This window comes from Rhodococcus qingshengii JCM 15477 (genome assembly GCF_023221595.1).
GTDB classification, from domain to species: domain Bacteria; phylum Actinomycetota; class Actinomycetes; order Mycobacteriales; family Mycobacteriaceae; genus Rhodococcus_F; species Rhodococcus_F qingshengii.
In genome coordinates this window covers 4,873,371-4,891,133 of the sequence record NZ_CP096563.1, presented here as the reverse complement: position 1 = coordinate 4,891,133, position 17,763 = coordinate 4,873,371, and the positions used below count along the sequence as shown (strand labels likewise).

The following is a 17,763-nucleotide window of genomic DNA, read 5'->3' as shown; positions in this document are numbered from 1 at the left end:
GATGGCGGGCAATGGCGTGAGCTTTCCGGTCATTATCCCTGCCAGTCTGCGTTCAGTCGGCGCGCAGATTCCAGAGTTGCGATGGCCTCTTCGGTGTCAACTCGTGCGAGTACCAATGCACTTACCGTGCAGGAGAGAAGGATTCGAGTGCGATCTGAGAGCGTGGCGTCTGTCTCGGTTGGAAACGCGGCGTGTAATCCACTGTTGATCGCGTCGGCGAGTTCTCGGCGGTACGCGCGGATCACTGCGGCCGCCGCATCGTCGTGCGCGCCGAGTCCGGCAGCCGTATTGAGAAGTAGGCAACCGCGCCGAGGCGAGTCGGCGGTCATGGTGCCGATCGCGTGCGCAAGCGAGGAAAGGTAGTCGTCGACTGCGTCTGCCCCGGGATTTGTCGTGAGGCTGCGCAGACGTGGCCGGATGACATGGTCGAGGTACATCTGCACGGCGGCGTCGAACAATCCGCGCTTGTTGGTGAACGAGTTGTAGAGACTTGACCGACTCAGCCCCGTCGCGGATTCGAGGTCGCCGAGTGAGGCACCTTCGTATCCGCGTGCCCAGAAAACGTCCAAAGCGGCAGCGACCACGGCTGTTGTGTCGAATTCTTGTGATCTGCCCATCAAAGCCTCGCTCTTTCTGTATCGTTCGGTCCAGTATATATTGGACCGAACGATACAGAATTCACTCGAAGCAACAGGAGCTCACCGATGAACGTCGCCGGCTACATCTTCGCGGGACTGGCCGCAGCAGTGCACGTGTACATTTTTGTCCTCGAATCGATTCTCTGGACGGCCCCGAAGACCCGCGCCACGTTCGGCGTGAAGTCCGAGGAAGAGGCGATCACCACGCAGCCGCTCGCCTTCAACCAGGGCTTTTACAACCTTTTCTTGGCGATCGTGTCGGCGGTCGGCATCGTGATTGCGGCGACCGGCTCCGCGTCGGTCGGAATTGCCCTCGTACTGGCAGGCACAGGATCGATGGTTGCCGCGGGATTGGTGCTGATTCTCTCGTCTCCCGACAAAGCCCGCGCAGCCGTCGTACAGATGCTTTTCCCAGCTATTGCCGTTGTTCTGCTGGTAATCCACCTGCTCTGAGTGGTCTCTATCCGCCGCCGAGCACCAGTGATTCGATCAACGCAAAAGCACCGTTGAGTGCTCCGCAATCGAAGGCTTCGGCCAGGGCGTAACCGATGACAAGTTCGTCGGTGCTCGGCGTGCTCGACCAGACTGCGTCGGTCTGTCTGGGATCGGATTCCTCGTTCTTGGAGAAGTGCCCGATCCGCAATCCGTCGCGGGTGAATGCACTGTTCGCGTCGTCGACTGGGGCGAAGTTCAAACTCACGCCGTCGACGAGTGCCGAGACAGAGTACGAGCGACGGGACAGAAACCCTTTGCCGACAGTGAGTTCGACTTCATCGCCACCGACAGTGAAGAACAAGTCGGCGGCGGCGCGCGTTCCGATGGGTGTGCCTTCACGGCGCGGGGCATCGACTCGACGCGTCAACAGAGCGTGTGAGTTGCCGTTTCGGACGTCGACGACCCCCGTGTCGACATCGAACGAGATCTCGACTTTTCCGTGAATCGGGTCCATTACGGCGTATTTGACCGTCACTGTGCCTACCCCCTGTAAGTGTGAACTCGGGTCCATAATACGTGGTGGGAGCGTTGTCCAGTATGCCCGAATCCAAAAAAATAGTGCCGAATGACGCGCGTTTGCGGCCAAATGCTTCTACGCTGGGTCTTGGGTTTGTTGCGCATCCCACAACGGTTTGTCCCACGCCAGACGAGGAGCGCCTATGAGGTTGTCGACTACTTGTTCTGTTGCTACGAAGGCTTGATCAAGCCGGAATTGCCTCTGCCGGATGGTGCTCGAGACCCATCCGGCAGAGGCAATTCTGCATCAGTTCGGGCCTTCAGCCGCCGGCGAATTTTTCCGAGGTGCCGAGATCGATCGGCAACGCGATGCCGGTGATCCCGCGGCCTGCCGGCCCCACCAGATAGAACACCGCATCCGCAATCACCTCGGGGTCGACCCACGGGTGGGGCAGCAGATTCAGCTTCGACATGATCGGAGCGGTATCGGCGAGGACAGGATTCTCCAAGTCTGGACGGAACGCACGAATCATCGGTTCGTTGTCGATCATCGTCGTACGCACATTGCCCGGGTGTACGGAGTTGACTCGGATGTCTGCCCAGCCGAGTTCGTTGGCCAGAGACTTCGCCAACCCCCGAACGGCGTGCTTGGACGCGGAGTAATGTGCAATCCCCGGCACGCCTCGAAGCCCGGCCATCGAGCTGATCAACACAATGGATCCACCTCGATTGCCGTTCATGATGTGCGGAATCGACACCTTGGTCGTCAACCAGACGCCGGTGACGTTGATGTCCATCAGCTCGCGGAACTCTTCGGCGCTCAGGTCCCAGGACAATTTCGCCGACGCCGCGATTCCCGCGTTGGCGATCACGATGTCCAGTCGGCCGAGTTTCTCGACTCCGGCGTCGACCGCTGATTTCAGGGCATCGAGGTCGCGAGTGTCCGCGACGGATGCGACGATACGCCGGCCCTGAGCTTCGACCAGGGCGACGGTCTGGGCGAGGTCGGCTTCGGTGGCCATGTCGTACCCCGCCGTTGCGACCGGCGCGCAGAGATCCACCGCGATGATGTCCGCGCCCTCGGACGCGAGCTTGACGGCATGCGCCCGCCCTTGACCACGCGCCGCTCCGGTGATGAATGCGACCTGACCGTCCAAATTGCCCATCGAACTTCCCCTGCCCGTCTGAATCGTTGAAAACTGGAACGTGTTCATACTGCTACGTCCGGAGGCAGACAGACAGGGGAATTCGCTGAATCCTTATCCGCGAAGGAGTTTGGACAACTCGTCCAATACGCTCGCGTCCTCGATGGTCGACGGGACCGTGTACTCCTCGTTGTCGGCGATCTGCCGCATGGTCTTGCGGAGGATCTTGCCGGAACGAGTCTTCGGTAGTGCGGCGACGACGGTGACGTCCCGGAACGTGGCGACGGCACCGATCTGGTCTCGCACCCGCGCGACCAGTTCTTGTCGGAGTGTTTCGGGATCGATGTCGACGCCGGACTTGAGCACGACATAACCGCTCGGCCGTTGCCCCTTGAGTTCGTCGTGAATGCCGATGACCGCGCATTCGGCGACAGCCGGGTGGCCGGCGACGACGGCCTCCATGCTTCCGGTTGAAAGGCGATGTCCGGCAACGTTGATCACGTCGTCACTTCGTCCGAGCACGAAGACGTAGTTGTCCTCGTCGATGTATCCGGAGTCGCCGGTGAGGTAATAGCCTTCGAATGTCGACAGGTAGGACTTCACGTACCGGTCCTCGTCACGCCACAGTCCGGCGAGTGTTCCGGGAGGAAGCGGCAGGCCGATCACGATGTTGCCCTCGGTGTCCGGACCCACGAGTTCGCCCTTGCCGTCGACGATTTCGACGCGGTATCCGGGGCAGGCGACGGTGGGTGAGCCTGCTTTGATCTCCATCGGTTCGAGGCCGCGCAGGTTCGCGCAGATGGCCCAACCGGTTTCGGTCTGCCACCAGTGATCGACCACCGGGCGATCGAGAATCCGAGTAGCCCACTCGTAGGTGTCGGGATCCAAGCGCTCGCCGGCCGCGAACAGTGTGTCGAGCGACGAGATGTCGTACTTGGCAAGCTCTTTTGCGTCCGGGTCGGCCTTGCGGACCGCGCGGATCGCTGTCGGAGCGGTGAAGAGTGCCGACACGTTGTATTCGGAAATGATGCGCCAGAACGCACCGGCGTCGGGGGTGCCGACGGGCTTGCCTTCGTACATGACCGTCGTGGCTCCGGCGAGCAACGGTCCGTAGACGATGTAGGAGTGGCCGACCACCCAGCCGACGTCGGAGGCGGTCCACCACACCTGTCCTGGGCTGATGTCGTACAGATTCTTCATGGTCCACGTCAGCGCAACGGCATGGCCACCGTTGTCCCGGACGACGCCCTTGGGCTTACCGGTCGTTCCCGAGGTGTAGAGGATGTAGAGCGGATCCGTCGCGGCGACCGACACCGGGTCGGCCGGGGTGGCGTCGGCGATCAGCTCGTCCCAGTCGAACCAGGCTGCGGCACTTGACTTGTAGTCGGAAGCTGCACCGGGAATCTGCTCGCGATTCTTCACGATCACGGTGTGCGCGGGAGTGGCGGACAGTTGCAGAGCCTTCTCGACCATCGGCAGGTACTCGATTGTTCGTCCGGGTTCGAGGCCGCCGGACGCCGTCACGAGCACCACTGGACCGGCGTCGTCGATACGGGTTGCGAGCTCCTTGGCCGCAAAGCCGCCGAACACCACCGAATGCACCGCGCCGATTCGCGCACACGCGAGCATCGCGATCGCAGCCTCGGGGATCATCGGCATGTAGATGATCACGCGGTCGCCCGCCACCACACCCTGATCTTTCAAGACGCCGGCGAAGAGTGAGACCTGCTCGAGCAATTCGGCGTAGGTGTACGTGGCCTTGGTGGGGACCATCGCGGAGTCGAAGATCAACGCGGTCTGATCGCCGCGGCCGTCGCGGACGTGCCGATCGAGGGCATTGAAGCTGGTGTTGAGCGAAGCATCCGGGAACCAGCGATAGATCGGCGCGGCAGAGTCGTCGAGAGCCTTGGTGGGCGCGACATCCCAGTCGACGGCCCGCGCAGCGTCGAGCCAGAACTTCTCCGGCTGATCCATGCTCTCGCGATATGCGTCGGCATACGTGGTGTGGGACGCCTGCTCGGAAGAGCTCATCGACGTGTGTCCTCTCGTGAACTTCGTTTACCGGTGACCTGAAACACCTTAGGTCACCGTCAGTGCGGTGCGCCTCAGTAGCGGTGGGGGTACCGTCCCTTTGCGCCGGGCGGGCCTGTCCCGTCGGCCAGTGGCGCGCAGGGGTGGGATAGGGCAGGGACTGAAAGGGGGGGATCGATGTGACAGGTGCAGCGCAACGCGCAGGCTTCTGGGGAGTCCTCGCTCTGCGTGACTTCCGACTTCTGTGGACCGGCGACGCAGTCAGCGGTATCGGAAACGGTGTCACGACCGTCGTACTGTCGCTGATCGCGCTTCGCGAACTGGACGCGAGTAGCTTCCAGATCGGTGTGCTGGCATCGGCAGTGTGGTTGCCGTGGTTGATCGTCGGACTACCAGCCGGTGCCTGGATCGACCGGCTGCCTCGGCGCCCGATCATGATGATCGCGAACGCTGCGTGCGCGCTGTTCTTCGCGAGCATCGCGATCGCCGGCTTCCTGGAGGCGATGACATACGGCCACCTGCTCCTGGTCGCGCTGCTCACCGGTACAGCCACCGTCTTCTTCCAGGCGGCCTATCACTCGTATCTCCCCACGGTGCTCGCCGAAGCGGATCTTGTCGAAGGGAACTCGAAGATTCAGGGCGCCGAGGCCGCAACTCGGGTGATCGGCCCAAGCGTCGGTGGGCTGGTGGTTGCAACTGTCGGGCTCGCGGCCGGTCTGGTTGTCGACGCGTTCACGTTCGCCTTCTGCTTCGTATGCATCTGGCTGATTCGTGTGCAGGAGACCGTCCATCGCGGACAGAATCAGCGAGAACCGTTGCGACGCCAGATTGCGCTCGGACTGCGATTCGTCGCCGGTGATCCGTATCTGCGGTCGATCGTCGTCTACGGCACTCTGCTCAATTTCGGTCTCACCGGGTACTCCACGATCCAGATCGTGTTCCTGGAAAAGACGGTTGGCGTGGGGGAGTTCGGACTCGGGCTTCTCCTGGCGATTGCCGGGGTGGGCGGAATTGTCGGATCGATGATCGCGCGCCCGCTCGGCCGCAGATTCGGCACTGCCCGAAGCGTTCTCACCTGTCAGTTGGTGACGGGACCGTTCATCCTGTTAGCACCTCTGACGACGTACGGTGCCGGCCTGTTCTGGTTCTGCATCGGCGGCATGGTGATGGTTGCGGGCGTCGTGTCGTGCAACGTGGTGCTCGGCAGTTTCCGTCAAAGTTACTGTCCGCCGGACCGCCTCGGACGAGTGGTGGCAACGAGTATGTTCCTGCTGCACAGCAGCATTCCGCTCGGTGCTCTGACGGCAGGCTACCTCGGCGACGCAGTGGGACCGCGCGGGACGATGTGGATCATGGCCTGCCTGATCGCGCCGTGCGGATTGGTCCTGCTCTTCAGCCCGCTCCGCGGGATCCGCGATCTACCGAGTCGGCCTGCGATCTCAGTGCGGTAGAGAATCGCTGCGGTAGGGGATTACTGCGGTAGAGCCGCGGCGGCCTCTTCGCTACGAATCGCGATGCGAAGAGTCGCGAGCATGAACAGCGACACTGCGAAACCGAAAAGCGCGCCGAACTGGTCCTGCGTGAACAGATAAACCTGCGTCACCAGGAGGCTCACGATGAGGGATGCACGCAGGAGCCTTAATGCTCGCAGGTACGGACCTCGGAAGAGGAACCACACTCCCAGAACCACAAGAACTCCGGTTGTGACGGTGGAGATCTGGACCACCAGGTCGGAGACGTCGTCGGCCTCGACGACGTTCTCGGAAACCAACGCGTAGATCACCTGGACAATCGCCAGAAGAGCCTGCAGTACGAACAGGGTCAGTACCAGTCGGCGGACGACCCGGTGCCGGAGCAGTTCCTCGGCACGGTGGAAGAACGCGTTGCGGCCACGAGTGATCTTCGATTCGATACCGCCGGTCGGCGGAGTCTGTGAATGCAGGCCGGCTTTGATCGAATCGACGAGGTCGGTGAGGCTGCGGTCTTCGACGCCGTCGAGTACGCGGAGGGCGTGGTTGTACTGAATCTCGTCGAGCTGACCGAGAGCGAGGTCCGAGAGCGCTCGCGCCCCGATGGCGAGCCGATGACGATCATTCATTCCGCGCCGAATCACCACCTCGCGCGCGGCAAGATAGAAGAGAACGAAGACGACGTACATGATCGCGATGGCAGGCTGGTAGAAGTAATCGACGTCGGCGGTGACGAATTTTCCGACCTCGTCAATGAAGAGACCGAACCCGATTCCGCCGACGAGCGTGGCCAGGTCACGCGTGCGAGAGCCTTCGGTGATGGCGGTCGCCACGATGGCTACGGCCATCAGCAATCCGCCCCAGAGAACGTGTGCGATGTGGAGGGCGCCGCCCCCGATCTGGGGATAGCCCGTTGCCGCCAGATAAGCGCGGGTGATCAGCACGGTGGCGATGCCCGCGAACAGGAACAATTCGAAACGAGCGAGTGCCGCGCGGTCGTAACTGTGCGGCAGCGTCAGCGCATTCCGGTCCTTCGTCGTCATTGCGGAACTCCCAGGTTTCGATAGCGCGCGATACGGGAGGACTGGCGATCGATGTCCGACTCTTCGGCAAGCACGAAGAGTTCGTGCGCTATCGCAGCCCCTACCCTCTTGGAGAATTCCACGGGTTCGTCGGCCGCGTCAGGCGTTTCGGGAATGATCGCGTCGATCACGCCGTCTCGAAGCAGATCCAACGAACGAATGCCCTGCGCTGCCGCCATCTCCGGTGCGTGACTGATGTCGCGATGGACGATCGCGCTTGCGCCTTCCGGCGGCAGGGGAGCGAGCCACCCGTTCTGTGCCGCGAGTACCCGATCGGCGGGCAGCAGCGCGAGCGCCCCGCCGCCTGTTCCCTGGCCGAGCAACACCGACACTGTCGGGGTCTTCAGCGTCACGAGGTCGGCGATGCAACGGGCGATCTCAGGGGCCAGTCCACGTTCTTCAGCTTCTTTGGACAGCGACGCGCCCAAAGTGTCGATCACGAGGACAAGCGGGAGTTGTAGTTCTTCGGCAAGTTTCATGCCCCGTCGCGCTTCCCTGAGCGCGGCCGGTCCCATCGTGGTGAGCGCGGATTGGCCACTGCGGTCTTGGCCGAGCAGGATGCACGGAAAGCCTCGGAAGCGGGCGAGCGAGAGCAAGATCGTCTTGTCGGTTTCACCCTGCCCGGTGCCGCTGAGCGGTACCTGTTCAGTTGCGGCATGGCGGAGCAACTGCCGGATGCCGGGTCGATCGGCCCGGCGCGAGAGCATCACCGACTGCCAGGCGGGAACATCGGGAATCTCGGGTGAGGGAATCGGGTCCGTGGCCGCCGGGGCCGGGGGATCGGTGAGCACGCACAACGCTCGGTTGACCAGCAGACGGAGGCGGTCGACGGGGACGACGCCGTCGATCACGCCGTTGCGATACAAGTTTTCGGACGTCTGGATACCGTCGGGAAACTTTTCGCCGTACAGCGATTCGTAGACACGGGGTCCGAGGAATCCCACCAGAGCACCGGGTTCCGCGACGGTGATGTGGCCGAGGGATCCCCACGAGGCAAAGACCCCGCCGGTGGTGGGATTGCGCAGGTATACCAGGTAGGGCAGGTGTGCCGCTTTGTGAACAGCCACTGCCGCAGCGATCTTCACCATCTGAACGAAGGCGACGGTGCCCTCCTGCATCCGCGTTCCGCCGGAGGTGGGCGAGGCGAGCAGCGGGAGTTGTTCTGCCGTAGCACGTTCGACGGCGGTCACGATCCGCTCGGCCGCGGCGACTCCGATGGAACCGGCGAGAAAGCTGAATTCACAGGCAATTACCGCGACCCGACGGCCCCGAACCGTACCCACACCGGTGACGACGGACTCGTCAACTCCGCTCTTCTCGCGGGCCTTCGCCAGGTCTTCCGCGTATTTCGCGCCAGGTCCGACGTCGACGGGCGGGGAGTCCCAGGAGACGAAGCTCTCGGGATCGAGTACCGCAGTGAGTAGTTCTTCGGCCGAGATTCGCACAACGTCCTCCAAGTAAGCAGCACCCCGTCCAGGATGAACCTACCTGGACGGGGTGCTGCCGGGATCGTGTGGCGTCAGTTGTGTGCCGGATAAATCAGCGTCCGAACGCCTCTTTCCACGAAACGACCTTGCCGATGCGAAGGATGGAGCGCTGGTAGATCTTTGCCGCGATCATCGACAGCGCAGCGGTCACCACCAGCATCAGCAGAATCGTTCCCACGATCTGGAACGGAGAAGCAACACCGGCGGAAATGCGCAGGGGCATGAGGATTGCCGAGAACGGCGGAATCCAACTCAACACGTTGCTCAGGGTTCCTTCTGGATTGCTCACCGAAACGAAAGCCACGCTGACCATTGCCATGACGAGCAGCGCGAGAGGCATCGCGGTGGCGTTGACGTCCTCCTGTCGCGAGACCATGGACCCGGCGGCGGCGTACAGCACGGCGAAGAAGAGGAAGCCGAGAATGAACCACCCGAGAGTGCCGAACAGAACGCCGATTGCGGTGCCCGTCACGGTCAGGACGCCCGTCGCCAGTCCGGTGGCGACGCCCGCGACGGCATAGGCAGCCATCTGCATCAGGCCGACAGCACCGATTCCGAGAACCTTGCCCCACAACAACTGCAGTGGACGGAGAGTGGAGAGCAGCAACTCGACGACACGGCTGGACTTCTCCTCGACGACGCCCATCGCCACGTACGTTCCGAACAACAGGATCTGCATGTACAGGAGCACCACAGCAGCGATCGACATCGCTATACGTTGGCCCTGTTCGGGATCCGGGGGATCGATGGCATCGATGGTGACCACTGCGGTGGACGTGGCTTCGGCGAGCTGAGCCGGGTCGATCCCCGCAGCGGACAGCGCATTCGATTGTGCCTGCTGTGCAACGGAACTCTCGATGACGGCCCGCAGATTCGTGGCTACTTCCTTCTTGGTCACGACAGTGACGCCGCCGCCCGATCCAGCGATCACGGCCACGTCGAGGTCGCCGTCCTTGACTTGATCACGCGCGGTGCCGTCGTCGGAAACCTCCGTTACCGTCACGGGATTTCCGAGGGTGTCGCCGATGGACACCATCGTGGCACTGAGTGATTGGTTGCCGACCAAGCCGATCTTCGACTTGTCCTCGTCGCCGCCGGAGAAGAGCGAGAAGGCGATGATGCCGCCGATGATCGCGACCAGAATGATGACGTTGCTGATCACAAAACTCTTCTTCGAGATCTGCGTCATGAATTCGCGTCGGGCGACCAACCCGATGGCTCGACCTCCGCTCAACTGGTTGCTCATGCGGCTACTACCTCTCGGAACAGATCGGTCAGTGACGGACGTCGTAGCGTGAACTCGTGCACCGGTCCGGTTTTCAACGCTGCATGCAGGATCTGCTGATCGTCGGCGGTTCCGTCGACGCTCAGGAGCGTTCGGCCGTCGAGGTGGCTCAGTGTGGTGACACCGATCAGATGGTGTGCCCAACCGACCGGCGCGTCAGGGGCGAAGACTTCGATTCGGCCGTCGCCCTTGCCTCGTAGTTCGTCGACGGTTCCGATCTCCCGCATGCTGCCGCGGCTGATGATGCCCACGCGATCGCACAAGCGCTCCACCAGATCCAGCTGATGGCTGGAGAAGATTACGGGAACACCGGTGCGAGCCTTCTCGACCAACACGTCACTCATGACATCGACCGCTACGGGGTCAAGGCCCGAAAACGGTTCGTCCAGAACGAGTACCGATGGGTCGTGAACCAGCGCCGCCGCGAGCTGCACACGTTGCTGATTACCGAGGGACAGGGAATCGACGGTGTCCTTGACGCGTTCGGCGATGCCCAGACGTTCGGTCCACCGCTCGGTGGCCGCGTGCGCGTCGGCCTTCGAGAGTCCGTGTAGCTCGGCCAGATAGGAAAGTTGCGCTCCCACCTTCATCTTGGGGTAGAGGCCGCGTTCCTCCGGCATGTATCCGATAGTGCGACGCACGTCGAGGTCGACGGGTTTGCCGCCGAGGCGAACTTCTCCCGAATCTGCTCCGAGCACACCCAGCGCAATGCGCATCGTGGTCGTCTTGCCGGCGCCGTTGCTGCCGACGAATCCGAAGATCTCGCCTGGGCGCACTTCGAAACTCAGGTTGTCGAGTGCGACGACGTCGCCGTAGCGTTTCGAGATGCCGTCGATCGTGAGGGTGGCTGACATGGGTCCTTCCCATCGGTCGAGTGGTGCGCTTCGGTAATACGGGTCAGAGATCGAACTCTTCCGAATCAATCGGATCCGGGTCTGGATTGGTCCACGAGAGAATCATCGCGGGCGTGCACGCGCCGATCAGCATTGCAGTCAGTGCCAATAAACCTCCCGTGTAAGGCAGCCTCTCTACATTCCACTGCACCGACGAGGTGAAAATGAGGAAAATGGCGACAATGAAGACCAACGTTTGGGTCACGCTGAGCCCGACGGAGCGAGCGTCGTTGCGTTGCTGGATCTCCCATTCGTCCAACGCCTGCCGCGGAGCATCCCCTTGCCGGCCCGACACGATTTGAAGTGAGGACCACGTCGGCAGGAACAGCAGGGTGAGGACCGGCCATGCCACGGCGAAGAGCGGATTGAACAGGCATGCTGTGCTGACGGCAACCATCGTGGTGAACAGGACCGCCAGGGCGACGACGAGTACGCGCCGACGTCGACGGGTTCGCCAATTCGGGAGCCAATGTCGGAACGTCTCCTCGTTCTGCAGGAACCGCCGAGTGCGGTGGGCCTGGTAGCGGTCGATCAGATTTGATTCAGGCACTTGGCTTTTCACTCCCCTCGGTAGTGCGGTCAGATCGGTAGACCTCCGTCGACGGTGCATTCCGGTAGACCTCCGTCGACGGTGCATTCCGGTAGACCTCCGTCGACAGCGGCCCGAACTCCGTCCGGGAGAACACCGCCTCCACCGGGAGGTCGAACACCCAGCAGATTCGGAATGCAAGATCCAGGCTGGGGTAGTGGTCACCGCGTTCGAGTGCCCCCACCGTCTGCGGATTCACGTCGACGAGTTGCGCAAGCTGTGCCCGGCTCATCTTCCGCTCGGCGCGAAGCACTCCGATGCGATTGAAGATGGGGAGCGCGTCTCCCCGCCGGACTGGGCTCATGCATCAAAGTGTTGTAAAAACCCAACAGTTTGTCAACACGAACCGCGATTGTTCCGCTTCTGGGGCGTGCCGGCGGATAAGGTTCGGGCAACGGAAGGGGCTTGGCATAGTGGTCGAACAGTTGGTGCTCGAAGAGTCCGGCCTGGTCGTGCAGGTGTGCGAGGATGGTAGCTACTGCGTGGGACCGCAAGGGCGCGAAGCGGTCTGGCGCGATCCGATGGAGAAGGGTGCAGTCATCGGTATCGGGCAGCACACTCCGGGGGATGTGGAAGGCGAATCGTGGTGGGTCGTGTACGGCCAGTCGGACATCGGGGCGGACGTCACCGTTCGACTCGAGGACGGGTCGCACGTGCCGGTTTCGCGCCTCGGTGAGATCTTCGCCAGTGAATGGGTGAGTACCCCGCAGCAGGCGTTGCTGTACCGGTCCGATCGCCCGGTGGAGTCGCAGCCCACTAAACTGTCTGTGCTGTTCGCCAGGCCGAAGTTCATGCCCAAGGCGGCGTTTCCGGAGAATGATCGCTTGTAGTTGAAGCGAGCTGCCGTCGGGAGGCTGGCAGCCATTTTCTCGAAACATTACGGTACGTACTGTACTGTTTTGGAATGACAACTTGGCCGAACGACCTCGCAGTAGTGCAAGTGCGCGTAGCGCGACCCACCGACAGGCTCGACGACGTGATTGCGTTCTATCGCGACTGTCTGGGATTGCCAGAGCTCTACCGGTTCTCCGGTCATGCCGGGTACGACGGAATCATGCTGGGTCTGCCGGATTCGAACTATCACCTCGAATTCACGACCCACGAAGACGGAAGCTCGTGCCCGGCGCCGACGCAGGACAACCTGTTGGTGCTCTACTTCGCCGGCGAGTCGGCGATGTACGAGGTAGTTCAGAGGTTGGGGGAAGCAGGGCACGAACCCGTTGGCGCCGAGAATCCGTACTGGGAGGAGAATGCGGGGATGACTTTCGAAGATCCCGACGGCTGGCGTCTGGTGCTCATGCCGCGGCCGGTGCTGTAGATGGTGCGCGCCCGCGACGAGCGGATCGACGACGCCGTTCTGGCGGCAACCCTGGAGTTGTTGGGGGAGAACGGATATGCGGAGCTGTCGATCGGTTCGGTGGCGACGAGAGCGGGCGTGCATCGACCCGCCATCTACCGGAGATGGCCGTCGAAGCGGCATCTGGTGGTGGACGTCGTCGTGGCGCACATCGGCACTGATCCAACGCCGGACACCGGCGATCTCAGGGCAGACCTGGTCGCCGGCATCACGACATTGGTTGTGGGGCTGAGCGAAACGGTAGTCGGGCGGATCCTGCCCGCGTTGGTCGCGGATCTGGCGGCGGACCCGGAATTGGCGCGGGATTTCCAGTCGGCATTCTTTCAGCCACGACGCGATTCCACTGCGGCAGTGCTGGAATCGGCGCGCCTACGCGGCGACATACGGAGCGACTTCGACCTGGACTTCGTCCTGGACGCGCTGGCGTCGCCGATCTATTACCGAGCGTTGTTCCGTCACTTACCGCTGGACGCGCTCCTGGCCGAGCAGTCCGTCGATTCTGTGCTGCTGACGTTGACTCCCCACGAAAATTCTTGAAGCCGTTTCGATTCAGTTCAATTCGACTGGATCAGGCCCGACACGGCTGTCGGTGTTCAGCGCTGCGATGGCCGCTGACTCGTCGGCATCGAGTGCGAAGTCGAAGATTGCGGCGTTGTCGCGCATGCGTGCAGGCGTGACCGACTTCGACAGAACGGTGTGACCCTGTTCGAGATGCCAACGCAGAATTATCTGTGCCGGGCTCTTGCCTTGTGCTGCAGCAATTTTCCCGATGGCCGGGTCGTCGAGGATGGTTCCCTGTCCCAATGGGCTCCAAGCCTCGATTTCGATGCCGCGACTTCGCGCGTACTCCCGTGACGCGTGCTGTTGCAGTCTGGGGTGCAATTCGATCTGGTTGACGGCCGGGGTGATCGAGCTGTGCTCGGCCAGCAGTTCGAGGTGCTCGGGCAGGAAGTTGGACACACCGATCGCCCGGGTGCGGCCGGAGGCGAGAATTTGCTCGAATGCCGCCCAGGTCTCGACGAACAGGCCCTTTGCCGGCGCGGGCCAGTGAATCAGATAGAGGTCGACGTAGTCGAGTCCGAGCTTGTCGAGGCTGGTGTCGAAAGCGGCGAGTGTTCGGTCGTGGCCCTGATCGTCATTCCACAGCTTGGTGGTGACGAACAGCTCTGACCTAGGGATATCCGAACCTGCGATGGCGCGGCCGACCCCGGCTTCATTTCCGTAGATCGCGGCCGTGTCGATGTGGCGGTAGCCGATCTCGAGAGCTGCGGCAGTGACCTCTTCGGTCTGTGCGTCCGGTACCTGGAAAACGCCGTACCCGAGTTGCGGGATGGTGATCGGCTCGCCGGTGGTTCCGTGAGTCAGTGTGCGGTCGGGGATCGACAACATTGAAGAGTGCCTTTCGGGACTGGGATGTGGCAGCTCGACGGGGGATCATGTCATCCGCGGGCCCACTATGCCGCGCATGCAACTATTGCGTGCGCCTGATAAATAGTTGCACACGCGGGTTGTTTGCGCAAGCAGAGTCGATCGGCTACTCCTCGAAGAGCTGTCCGTTCTCCATTCTCCACCGGCGCGTGCTTCGGGTGGACTGCAGCATGCGTCGATCGTGAGTGACCAGAAGGAGGGTTCCCTCGAACGACTCCATTGCCTGCTCGAGCTGTTCGATCGCCGGAAGGTCGAGATGGTTCGTCGGCTCGTCCAGTACCAGTAGGTTCACGCCGCGAGCCTGGAGCAAAGCAAGTGCAGCCCTTGTTCTCTCGCCGGGGGACAGGGAAGCGGCAGATCTGAGTACGTGGTGTCCGCGCAGGCCGAACTTGGCGAGGAGAGTGCGGACATCGGCATCGGGCCAGTCCGGAACCTGTGCCCCGAAGGCCTCCACGACTGGTTGATCACCTTCGAACAATCCACGCGCCTGATCGATCTCACCGATCGCGACACCGGAACCCAGCGACGCGATGCCCTCGTCCGGGACGAGTTTGCCGAGCAGGACGTTGAGGAGGGTGGTCTTGCCTGCCCCGTTCGCGCCCGTGACGAGAATTCGATCGCCCCAGTCGATCTGCGTCGTGACCGGACCGAACGTGAACTGACCGCGAGTTACCTTGGCGCCGTTCGTGGTTGCGACAACGGAACCGGACCGCGGCGCCGCCGCGATCTCCATGCGAAGTTCCCACTCCTTGCGCGGTTCCTCGACGACTTCGAGTCGCTCGATGCGACGTTGAGTCTGGCGTGCCTTCGCGGCTTGCTTCTCCGTCGACTCGGTCCGCAATCCGCGTCCGATCTTGTCGTTGTCCTTGGCTTTACGACGCGCGTTGCGGACGCCGTGTTCCATCCAGTTGCGCTGCATCTGTGCGCGATCTTCGAGATCGGAGCGGGTGCCTGCGTATTCCTCGAACGCCTCGCGTGCGTGCTGGCGGGCGATCTCGCGTTCGGCGAGGTACGACTCGTAGCCGCCGTCGTACACGGCGATGTCCTGTTGTGCCAGATCGAGTTCCACGATCCCCGTGACGGTGCGCGAGAGGAACTCGCGATCATGGCTCACGACAACCAGTGCTGCGCGCGTCTCGGCGACAAATCGCTCCAACTGCTCGAGACCGCGTAGGTCGAGATCGTTGGTGGGCTCGTCCAACAAGAGAATGTCGTAGCGCGAAAGCAACAGTGACGCGAGGCCGGCGCGCGCGGCCTGACCGCCGGACAATGCCGTCATATGTGCATCGAGTGGAACTCCGAGACCGAGTTCTTCGACCACCTTCTCGGCGCGCTCGAGCAGGTCGGCGCCGCCGAGAGCGAGCCAGCGTTCCAGTGCCGGGGAGTACAGATCCTCTTCGGCTTCGGCCAGGGTTTCGGCTGCGGCGTTCATGACTTCCTCGGCGTGGGCGACGCCGGTGCGGCGGCCGAGGAACTCGAGGACGGTCTCACCCTCGATGCGATCGGGTTCCTGCGCGAGGTAACCGACCGCAGCATCCGGCGGGCTGAGGATGATCGAACCTTCGACGTCGGCGGTTCCGATTCCGGCCAGTGCGGTGAGAAGCGTCGACTTGCCAGCGCCGTTCGCGCCGACGAGGCCGATGACGTCGCCGGGGGCAACGGTGAGGTCGAGGTCGGAGAACAGGGTGCGTTCTCCCCGGGAAGCAGAGAGGCCGCTGATGCGCAGTGTTGCAGTCACCTGAGAAGTATCCCCGGTGCTGTGCGCCTTTATTAACCGCGGGCGGTTAATAAAGGCGCACAGCAGTCAGCCACGGACCAGGTGATACCAGCACGGATGTGCCGCACGGACCGGAAGTGGCGATTCACTCACGTCCGCGGCCATGCTCGAGGCCATCGACCAACCGTCGAATGCTCGCATGACGTCCTCCTCCGAGACGCCGTGTGGCATCGGCCAACGGTGCCCCGGTCCGAATGCGAACATCACCATGGACGCCCCGGGTGCGGTGATCGCGTTGACCGACCTCCCGTAGTCCCGTCGTTGATGATCGGTGAGCCCGTGAAAACAGCCGATGTCGAGCACCAGCATGTGCCCGCCGTCGACAGCAATGTGCAGGTCTGCCGCGTCCTCGTGGAGGAACCGGACGTCGACGTGTGCTTCACGCGCGTGTATGCGCGCTTTGTCCAGCGGTTCCTGTTCGGCGTCGACGCCGGTGACGTGCCAACCGCGTTGCGCCAGCTCGATGGAATGGCGTCCGGTGCCGCAACCGATATCGAGTGCACGGCCACCTTCCGGGACGGGAATCGCATCCAGAAGGCCGGACAGTTGAGCGTCGAACCCGTGCCCGGTGTGCTCCCACGGAGTGACACCGACCTTGTAGGCGAGACGATATGAAAGATTCATCGCTCTCTCTTTTCTCGAGGCGATTCCAATACTTGTCTTCCAAGGTAGACCGGCATTTCGGGCGGTACAAGGGCACTGCCCGGAGGTTCGGCGGGGAATGCCTCCCGGCCCTCGCGCGTTGGATCCATATATGACCGAGACCAACGATGTGACCTCTGTACCGACCATTGTTCTGAACGACGGTAAGACGATCCCCGCACTCGGATTCGGTGTGTTCCAGGTTCCGGACGACGAGACGCAGGAGGCCGTCTCCACAGCCCTGAAGACCGGCTACCGCAGTATCGACACCGCCAAGATCTACGGCAACGAGGTGGGCGTCGGCCGCGCGATCGCCGAATCCGGCATCGCCCGCGAAGACCTCTACATCACGACAAAACTGTGGAACGACGACCAAGGCTACGACTCGACGCTTGCGGCATTCGACGCCAGCCTCGACAAGTTGGGTCTCGAGTACCTCGACCTGTACCTGATCCACTGGCCGGTTCCGTCCAAGGACCTGTACGTCGAGACGTTCAAGGCATTCCAGAAGCTCAAGGCCGACGGACGGGTTCGATCCATCGGTGTCTCCAACTTCACCATCGAGAACCTCGAGCGTGTCATCGGTGAAACCGGTGAGGTGCCGGTCCTCAACCAGATCGAGCTTCACCCCAAGTTCAACCAAGCCGAACTGCGCGCCTTCCACACCGGCAAGGGAATCGCGACGGAAGCGTGGAGCCCGCTCGGACAGGGAACCGTTCTCGGCGACCCCGTCATCACCGCTATCGCCGACGCTCATGGCGTCACCGCGGCTCAGGTGATTATTCGCTGGCACCTGCAGATCGGAAACGTGGTGATTCCGAAGTCGGTGACCCCCGAACGTATCGCCGCCAACTTCGATGTCTTCGGATTCGAACTGACACCGGAACAGATCAACGCGATCGGTGCTCTCGACGACCCGGCCGGCCGCATCGGCCCCGACCCGGTCACGCTCGGCAGCTAGTACTTCCGGCAGACCCACAAACGGCACT

At 62.4% G+C, this 17,763-nt stretch carries 19 protein-coding genes; 6 read left to right on the top strand and 13 right to left on the bottom strand.

Features of this window, described 5'->3' with window-relative positions; genetic code table 11:
• Positions 1-32 precede the first annotated feature (32 nt).
• The gene (locus tag M0639_RS22285) at positions 33-617 is read right to left on the bottom strand and encodes a TetR/AcrR family transcriptional regulator (protein WP_063315921.1); all 585 of its coding nucleotides are present in this window, start codon (positions 615-617) and stop codon (positions 33-35) included.
• An 87-nt stretch (positions 618-704) separates the two neighbouring features.
• On the opposite strand from M0639_RS22285, the gene M0639_RS22280 reads away from it, so the two are divergent.
• The gene (locus tag M0639_RS22280; RefSeq protein ID WP_003939752.1) at positions 705-1,091 is read left to right on the top strand and encodes a DUF1304 domain-containing protein; all 387 of its coding nucleotides are present in this window, start codon (positions 705-707) and stop codon (positions 1,089-1,091) included.
• 7 nt (positions 1,092-1,098) lie between these two features.
• On the opposite strand, the gene M0639_RS22275 is transcribed toward M0639_RS22280, so the two are convergent.
• The 3 genes from M0639_RS22275 to M0639_RS22265 form a co-directional block, all read right to left on the bottom strand.
• Complete coding sequence (locus M0639_RS22275; protein WP_223304422.1) at positions 1,099-1,608, bottom strand: hypothetical protein; 510 nt, start codon at positions 1,606-1,608, stop codon at positions 1,099-1,101.
• A 301-nt stretch (positions 1,609-1,909) separates the two neighbouring features.
• Entirely contained in the window at positions 1,910-2,755 is an 846-nt protein-coding gene (locus tag M0639_RS22270; RefSeq protein WP_063316061.1) for a mycofactocin-coupled SDR family oxidoreductase, read from the bottom strand.
• Between the two features lie 93 nt (positions 2,756-2,848).
• Positions 2,849-4,765, bottom strand: a complete 1,917-nt coding sequence (locus tag M0639_RS22265) for a propionyl-CoA synthetase (protein ID WP_063315922.1) — start codon at positions 4,763-4,765, stop codon at positions 2,849-2,851.
• 179 nt (positions 4,766-4,944) lie between these two features.
• Here M0639_RS22265 and M0639_RS22260 point away from each other — a divergent pair, with 179 nt between their 5' ends.
• Complete coding sequence (locus tag M0639_RS22260) at positions 4,945-6,216, top strand: MFS transporter (protein WP_064073990.1); 1,272 nt, start codon at positions 4,945-4,947, stop codon at positions 6,214-6,216.
• 20 nt (positions 6,217-6,236) lie between these two features.
• Here M0639_RS22260 and M0639_RS22255 read toward each other — a convergent pair whose 3' ends face one another.
• The 6 genes from M0639_RS22255 to M0639_RS22230 form a co-directional block, all read right to left on the bottom strand.
• Complete coding sequence (locus M0639_RS22255; RefSeq protein WP_047270909.1) at positions 6,237-7,277, bottom strand: hypothetical protein; 1,041 nt, start codon at positions 7,275-7,277, stop codon at positions 6,237-6,239.
• Positions 7,274-8,761 (bottom strand): acetyl-coenzyme A carboxylase carboxyl transferase subunits beta/alpha, encoded by a 1,488-nt coding sequence (locus M0639_RS22250; protein WP_064073991.1) that lies wholly within the window; start codon positions 8,759-8,761, stop codon positions 7,274-7,276. The genes M0639_RS22255 and M0639_RS22250 overlap by 4 nt, the downstream gene beginning before the upstream one ends.
• A gap of 94 nt (positions 8,762-8,855) precedes the next feature.
• Entirely contained in the window at positions 8,856-10,049 is a 1,194-nt protein-coding gene (locus M0639_RS22245; RefSeq protein ID WP_007733417.1) for an ABC transporter permease, read from the bottom strand.
• Positions 10,046-10,942 carry an ABC transporter ATP-binding protein gene (locus tag M0639_RS22240; RefSeq protein WP_003939757.1) on the bottom strand — a complete coding sequence of 299 codons (897 nt, stop codon included), beginning with the start codon at positions 10,940-10,942 and terminating at the stop codon, positions 10,046-10,048. Before M0639_RS22240 ends, M0639_RS22245 begins: the two co-directional genes overlap by 4 nt.
• A gap of 43 nt (positions 10,943-10,985) precedes the next feature.
• Entirely contained in the window at positions 10,986-11,531 is a 546-nt protein-coding gene (locus M0639_RS22235) for a hypothetical protein (RefSeq protein ID WP_003939943.1), read from the bottom strand.
• On the bottom strand, positions 11,524-11,874 hold the full coding sequence (locus tag M0639_RS22230) for a helix-turn-helix transcriptional regulator (protein WP_042952669.1): 351 nt from the start codon (positions 11,872-11,874) through the stop codon (positions 11,524-11,526). The genes M0639_RS22235 and M0639_RS22230 overlap by 8 nt, the downstream gene beginning before the upstream one ends.
• 109 nt (positions 11,875-11,983) lie before the next feature.
• On the opposite strand from M0639_RS22230, the gene M0639_RS22225 reads away from it, so the two are divergent.
• The 3 genes from M0639_RS22225 to M0639_RS22215 all read left to right on the top strand — a co-directional run bounded on the left by M0639_RS22225 (position 11,984) and on the right by M0639_RS22215 (position 13,464).
• A complete protein-coding gene (locus M0639_RS22225; protein WP_083056918.1) occupies positions 11,984-12,400 on the top strand; it encodes a hypothetical protein in 417 nt (138 codons plus the stop codon).
• 74 nt (positions 12,401-12,474) lie between these two features.
• Positions 12,475-12,888, top strand: a complete 414-nt coding sequence (locus M0639_RS22220) for a VOC family protein (protein WP_064073992.1) — start codon at positions 12,475-12,477, stop codon at positions 12,886-12,888.
• Positions 12,889-13,464: a TetR/AcrR family transcriptional regulator gene (locus M0639_RS22215; protein WP_007733408.1), complete on the top strand. Its 576-nt coding sequence runs from the start codon at positions 12,889-12,891 to the stop codon at positions 13,462-13,464. It begins immediately after the preceding gene.
• A 12-nt stretch (positions 13,465-13,476) separates the two neighbouring features.
• Here the strand turns inward: M0639_RS22215 and M0639_RS22210 are convergent, their stop codons facing one another.
• The 3 genes from M0639_RS22210 to M0639_RS22200 all read right to left on the bottom strand — a co-directional run bounded on the left by M0639_RS22210 (position 13,477) and on the right by M0639_RS22200 (position 16,756).
• Positions 13,477-14,316, bottom strand: a complete 840-nt coding sequence (locus M0639_RS22210) for an aldo/keto reductase (RefSeq protein WP_064073993.1) — start codon at positions 14,314-14,316, stop codon at positions 13,477-13,479.
• Between the two features lie 145 nt (positions 14,317-14,461).
• A complete protein-coding gene (locus M0639_RS22205) occupies positions 14,462-16,093 on the bottom strand; it encodes an ABC-F family ATP-binding cassette domain-containing protein (RefSeq protein ID WP_030535395.1) in 1,632 nt (543 codons plus the stop codon).
• Between the two features lie 66 nt (positions 16,094-16,159).
• On the bottom strand, positions 16,160-16,756 hold the full coding sequence (locus M0639_RS22200) for a class I SAM-dependent methyltransferase (RefSeq protein WP_030535396.1): 597 nt from the start codon (positions 16,754-16,756) through the stop codon (positions 16,160-16,162).
• Between the two features lie 130 nt (positions 16,757-16,886).
• Here M0639_RS22200 and M0639_RS22195 point away from each other — a divergent pair, with 130 nt between their 5' ends.
• Positions 16,887-17,735 (top strand): aldo/keto reductase, encoded by an 849-nt coding sequence (locus M0639_RS22195; RefSeq protein WP_037128502.1) that lies wholly within the window; start codon positions 16,887-16,889, stop codon positions 17,733-17,735.
• Positions 17,736-17,763: the final 28 nt, after the last annotated feature.

Excerpts from the sequence above, each read along its gene's own strand:
- M0639_RS22195 (WP_037128502.1), top strand. The coding sequence starts at position 16,887 with ATGACCGAGACCAACGATGTGACCTCTGTACCGACCATTGTTCTGAAC.
- M0639_RS22270 (WP_063316061.1), bottom strand. The coding sequence starts at position 2,755 with ATGGGCAATTTGGACGGTCAGGTCGCATTCATCACCGGAGCGGCGCGT.
- M0639_RS22255 (WP_047270909.1), bottom strand. The coding sequence starts at position 7,277 with ATGACGACGAAGGACCGGAATGCGCTGACGCTGCCGCACAGTTACGAC.
- M0639_RS22285 (WP_063315921.1), bottom strand. The coding sequence starts at position 617 with ATGGGCAGATCACAAGAATTCGACACAACAGCCGTGGTCGCTGCCGCT.
- M0639_RS22200 (WP_030535396.1), bottom strand. The coding sequence starts at position 16,756 with ATGAATCTTTCATATCGTCTCGCCTACAAGGTCGGTGTCACTCCGTGG.
- M0639_RS22210 (WP_064073993.1), bottom strand. The coding sequence starts at position 14,316 with ATGTTGTCGATCCCCGACCGCACACTGACTCACGGAACCACCGGCGAG.
- M0639_RS22245 (WP_007733417.1), bottom strand. The coding sequence starts at position 10,049 with ATGAGCAACCAGTTGAGCGGAGGTCGAGCCATCGGGTTGGTCGCCCGA.
- M0639_RS22240 (WP_003939757.1), bottom strand. The coding sequence starts at position 10,942 with ATGTCAGCCACCCTCACGATCGACGGCATCTCGAAACGCTACGGCGAC.
- M0639_RS22280 (WP_003939752.1), top strand. The coding sequence starts at position 705 with ATGAACGTCGCCGGCTACATCTTCGCGGGACTGGCCGCAGCAGTGCAC.
- M0639_RS22265 (WP_063315922.1), bottom strand. The coding sequence starts at position 4,765 with ATGAGCTCTTCCGAGCAGGCGTCCCACACCACGTATGCCGACGCATAT.
- M0639_RS22220 (WP_064073992.1), top strand. The coding sequence starts at position 12,475 with ATGACAACTTGGCCGAACGACCTCGCAGTAGTGCAAGTGCGCGTAGCG.
- M0639_RS22215 (WP_007733408.1), top strand. The coding sequence starts at position 12,889 with ATGGTGCGCGCCCGCGACGAGCGGATCGACGACGCCGTTCTGGCGGCA.
- M0639_RS22230 (WP_042952669.1), bottom strand. The coding sequence starts at position 11,874 with ATGAGCCCAGTCCGGCGGGGAGACGCGCTCCCCATCTTCAATCGCATC.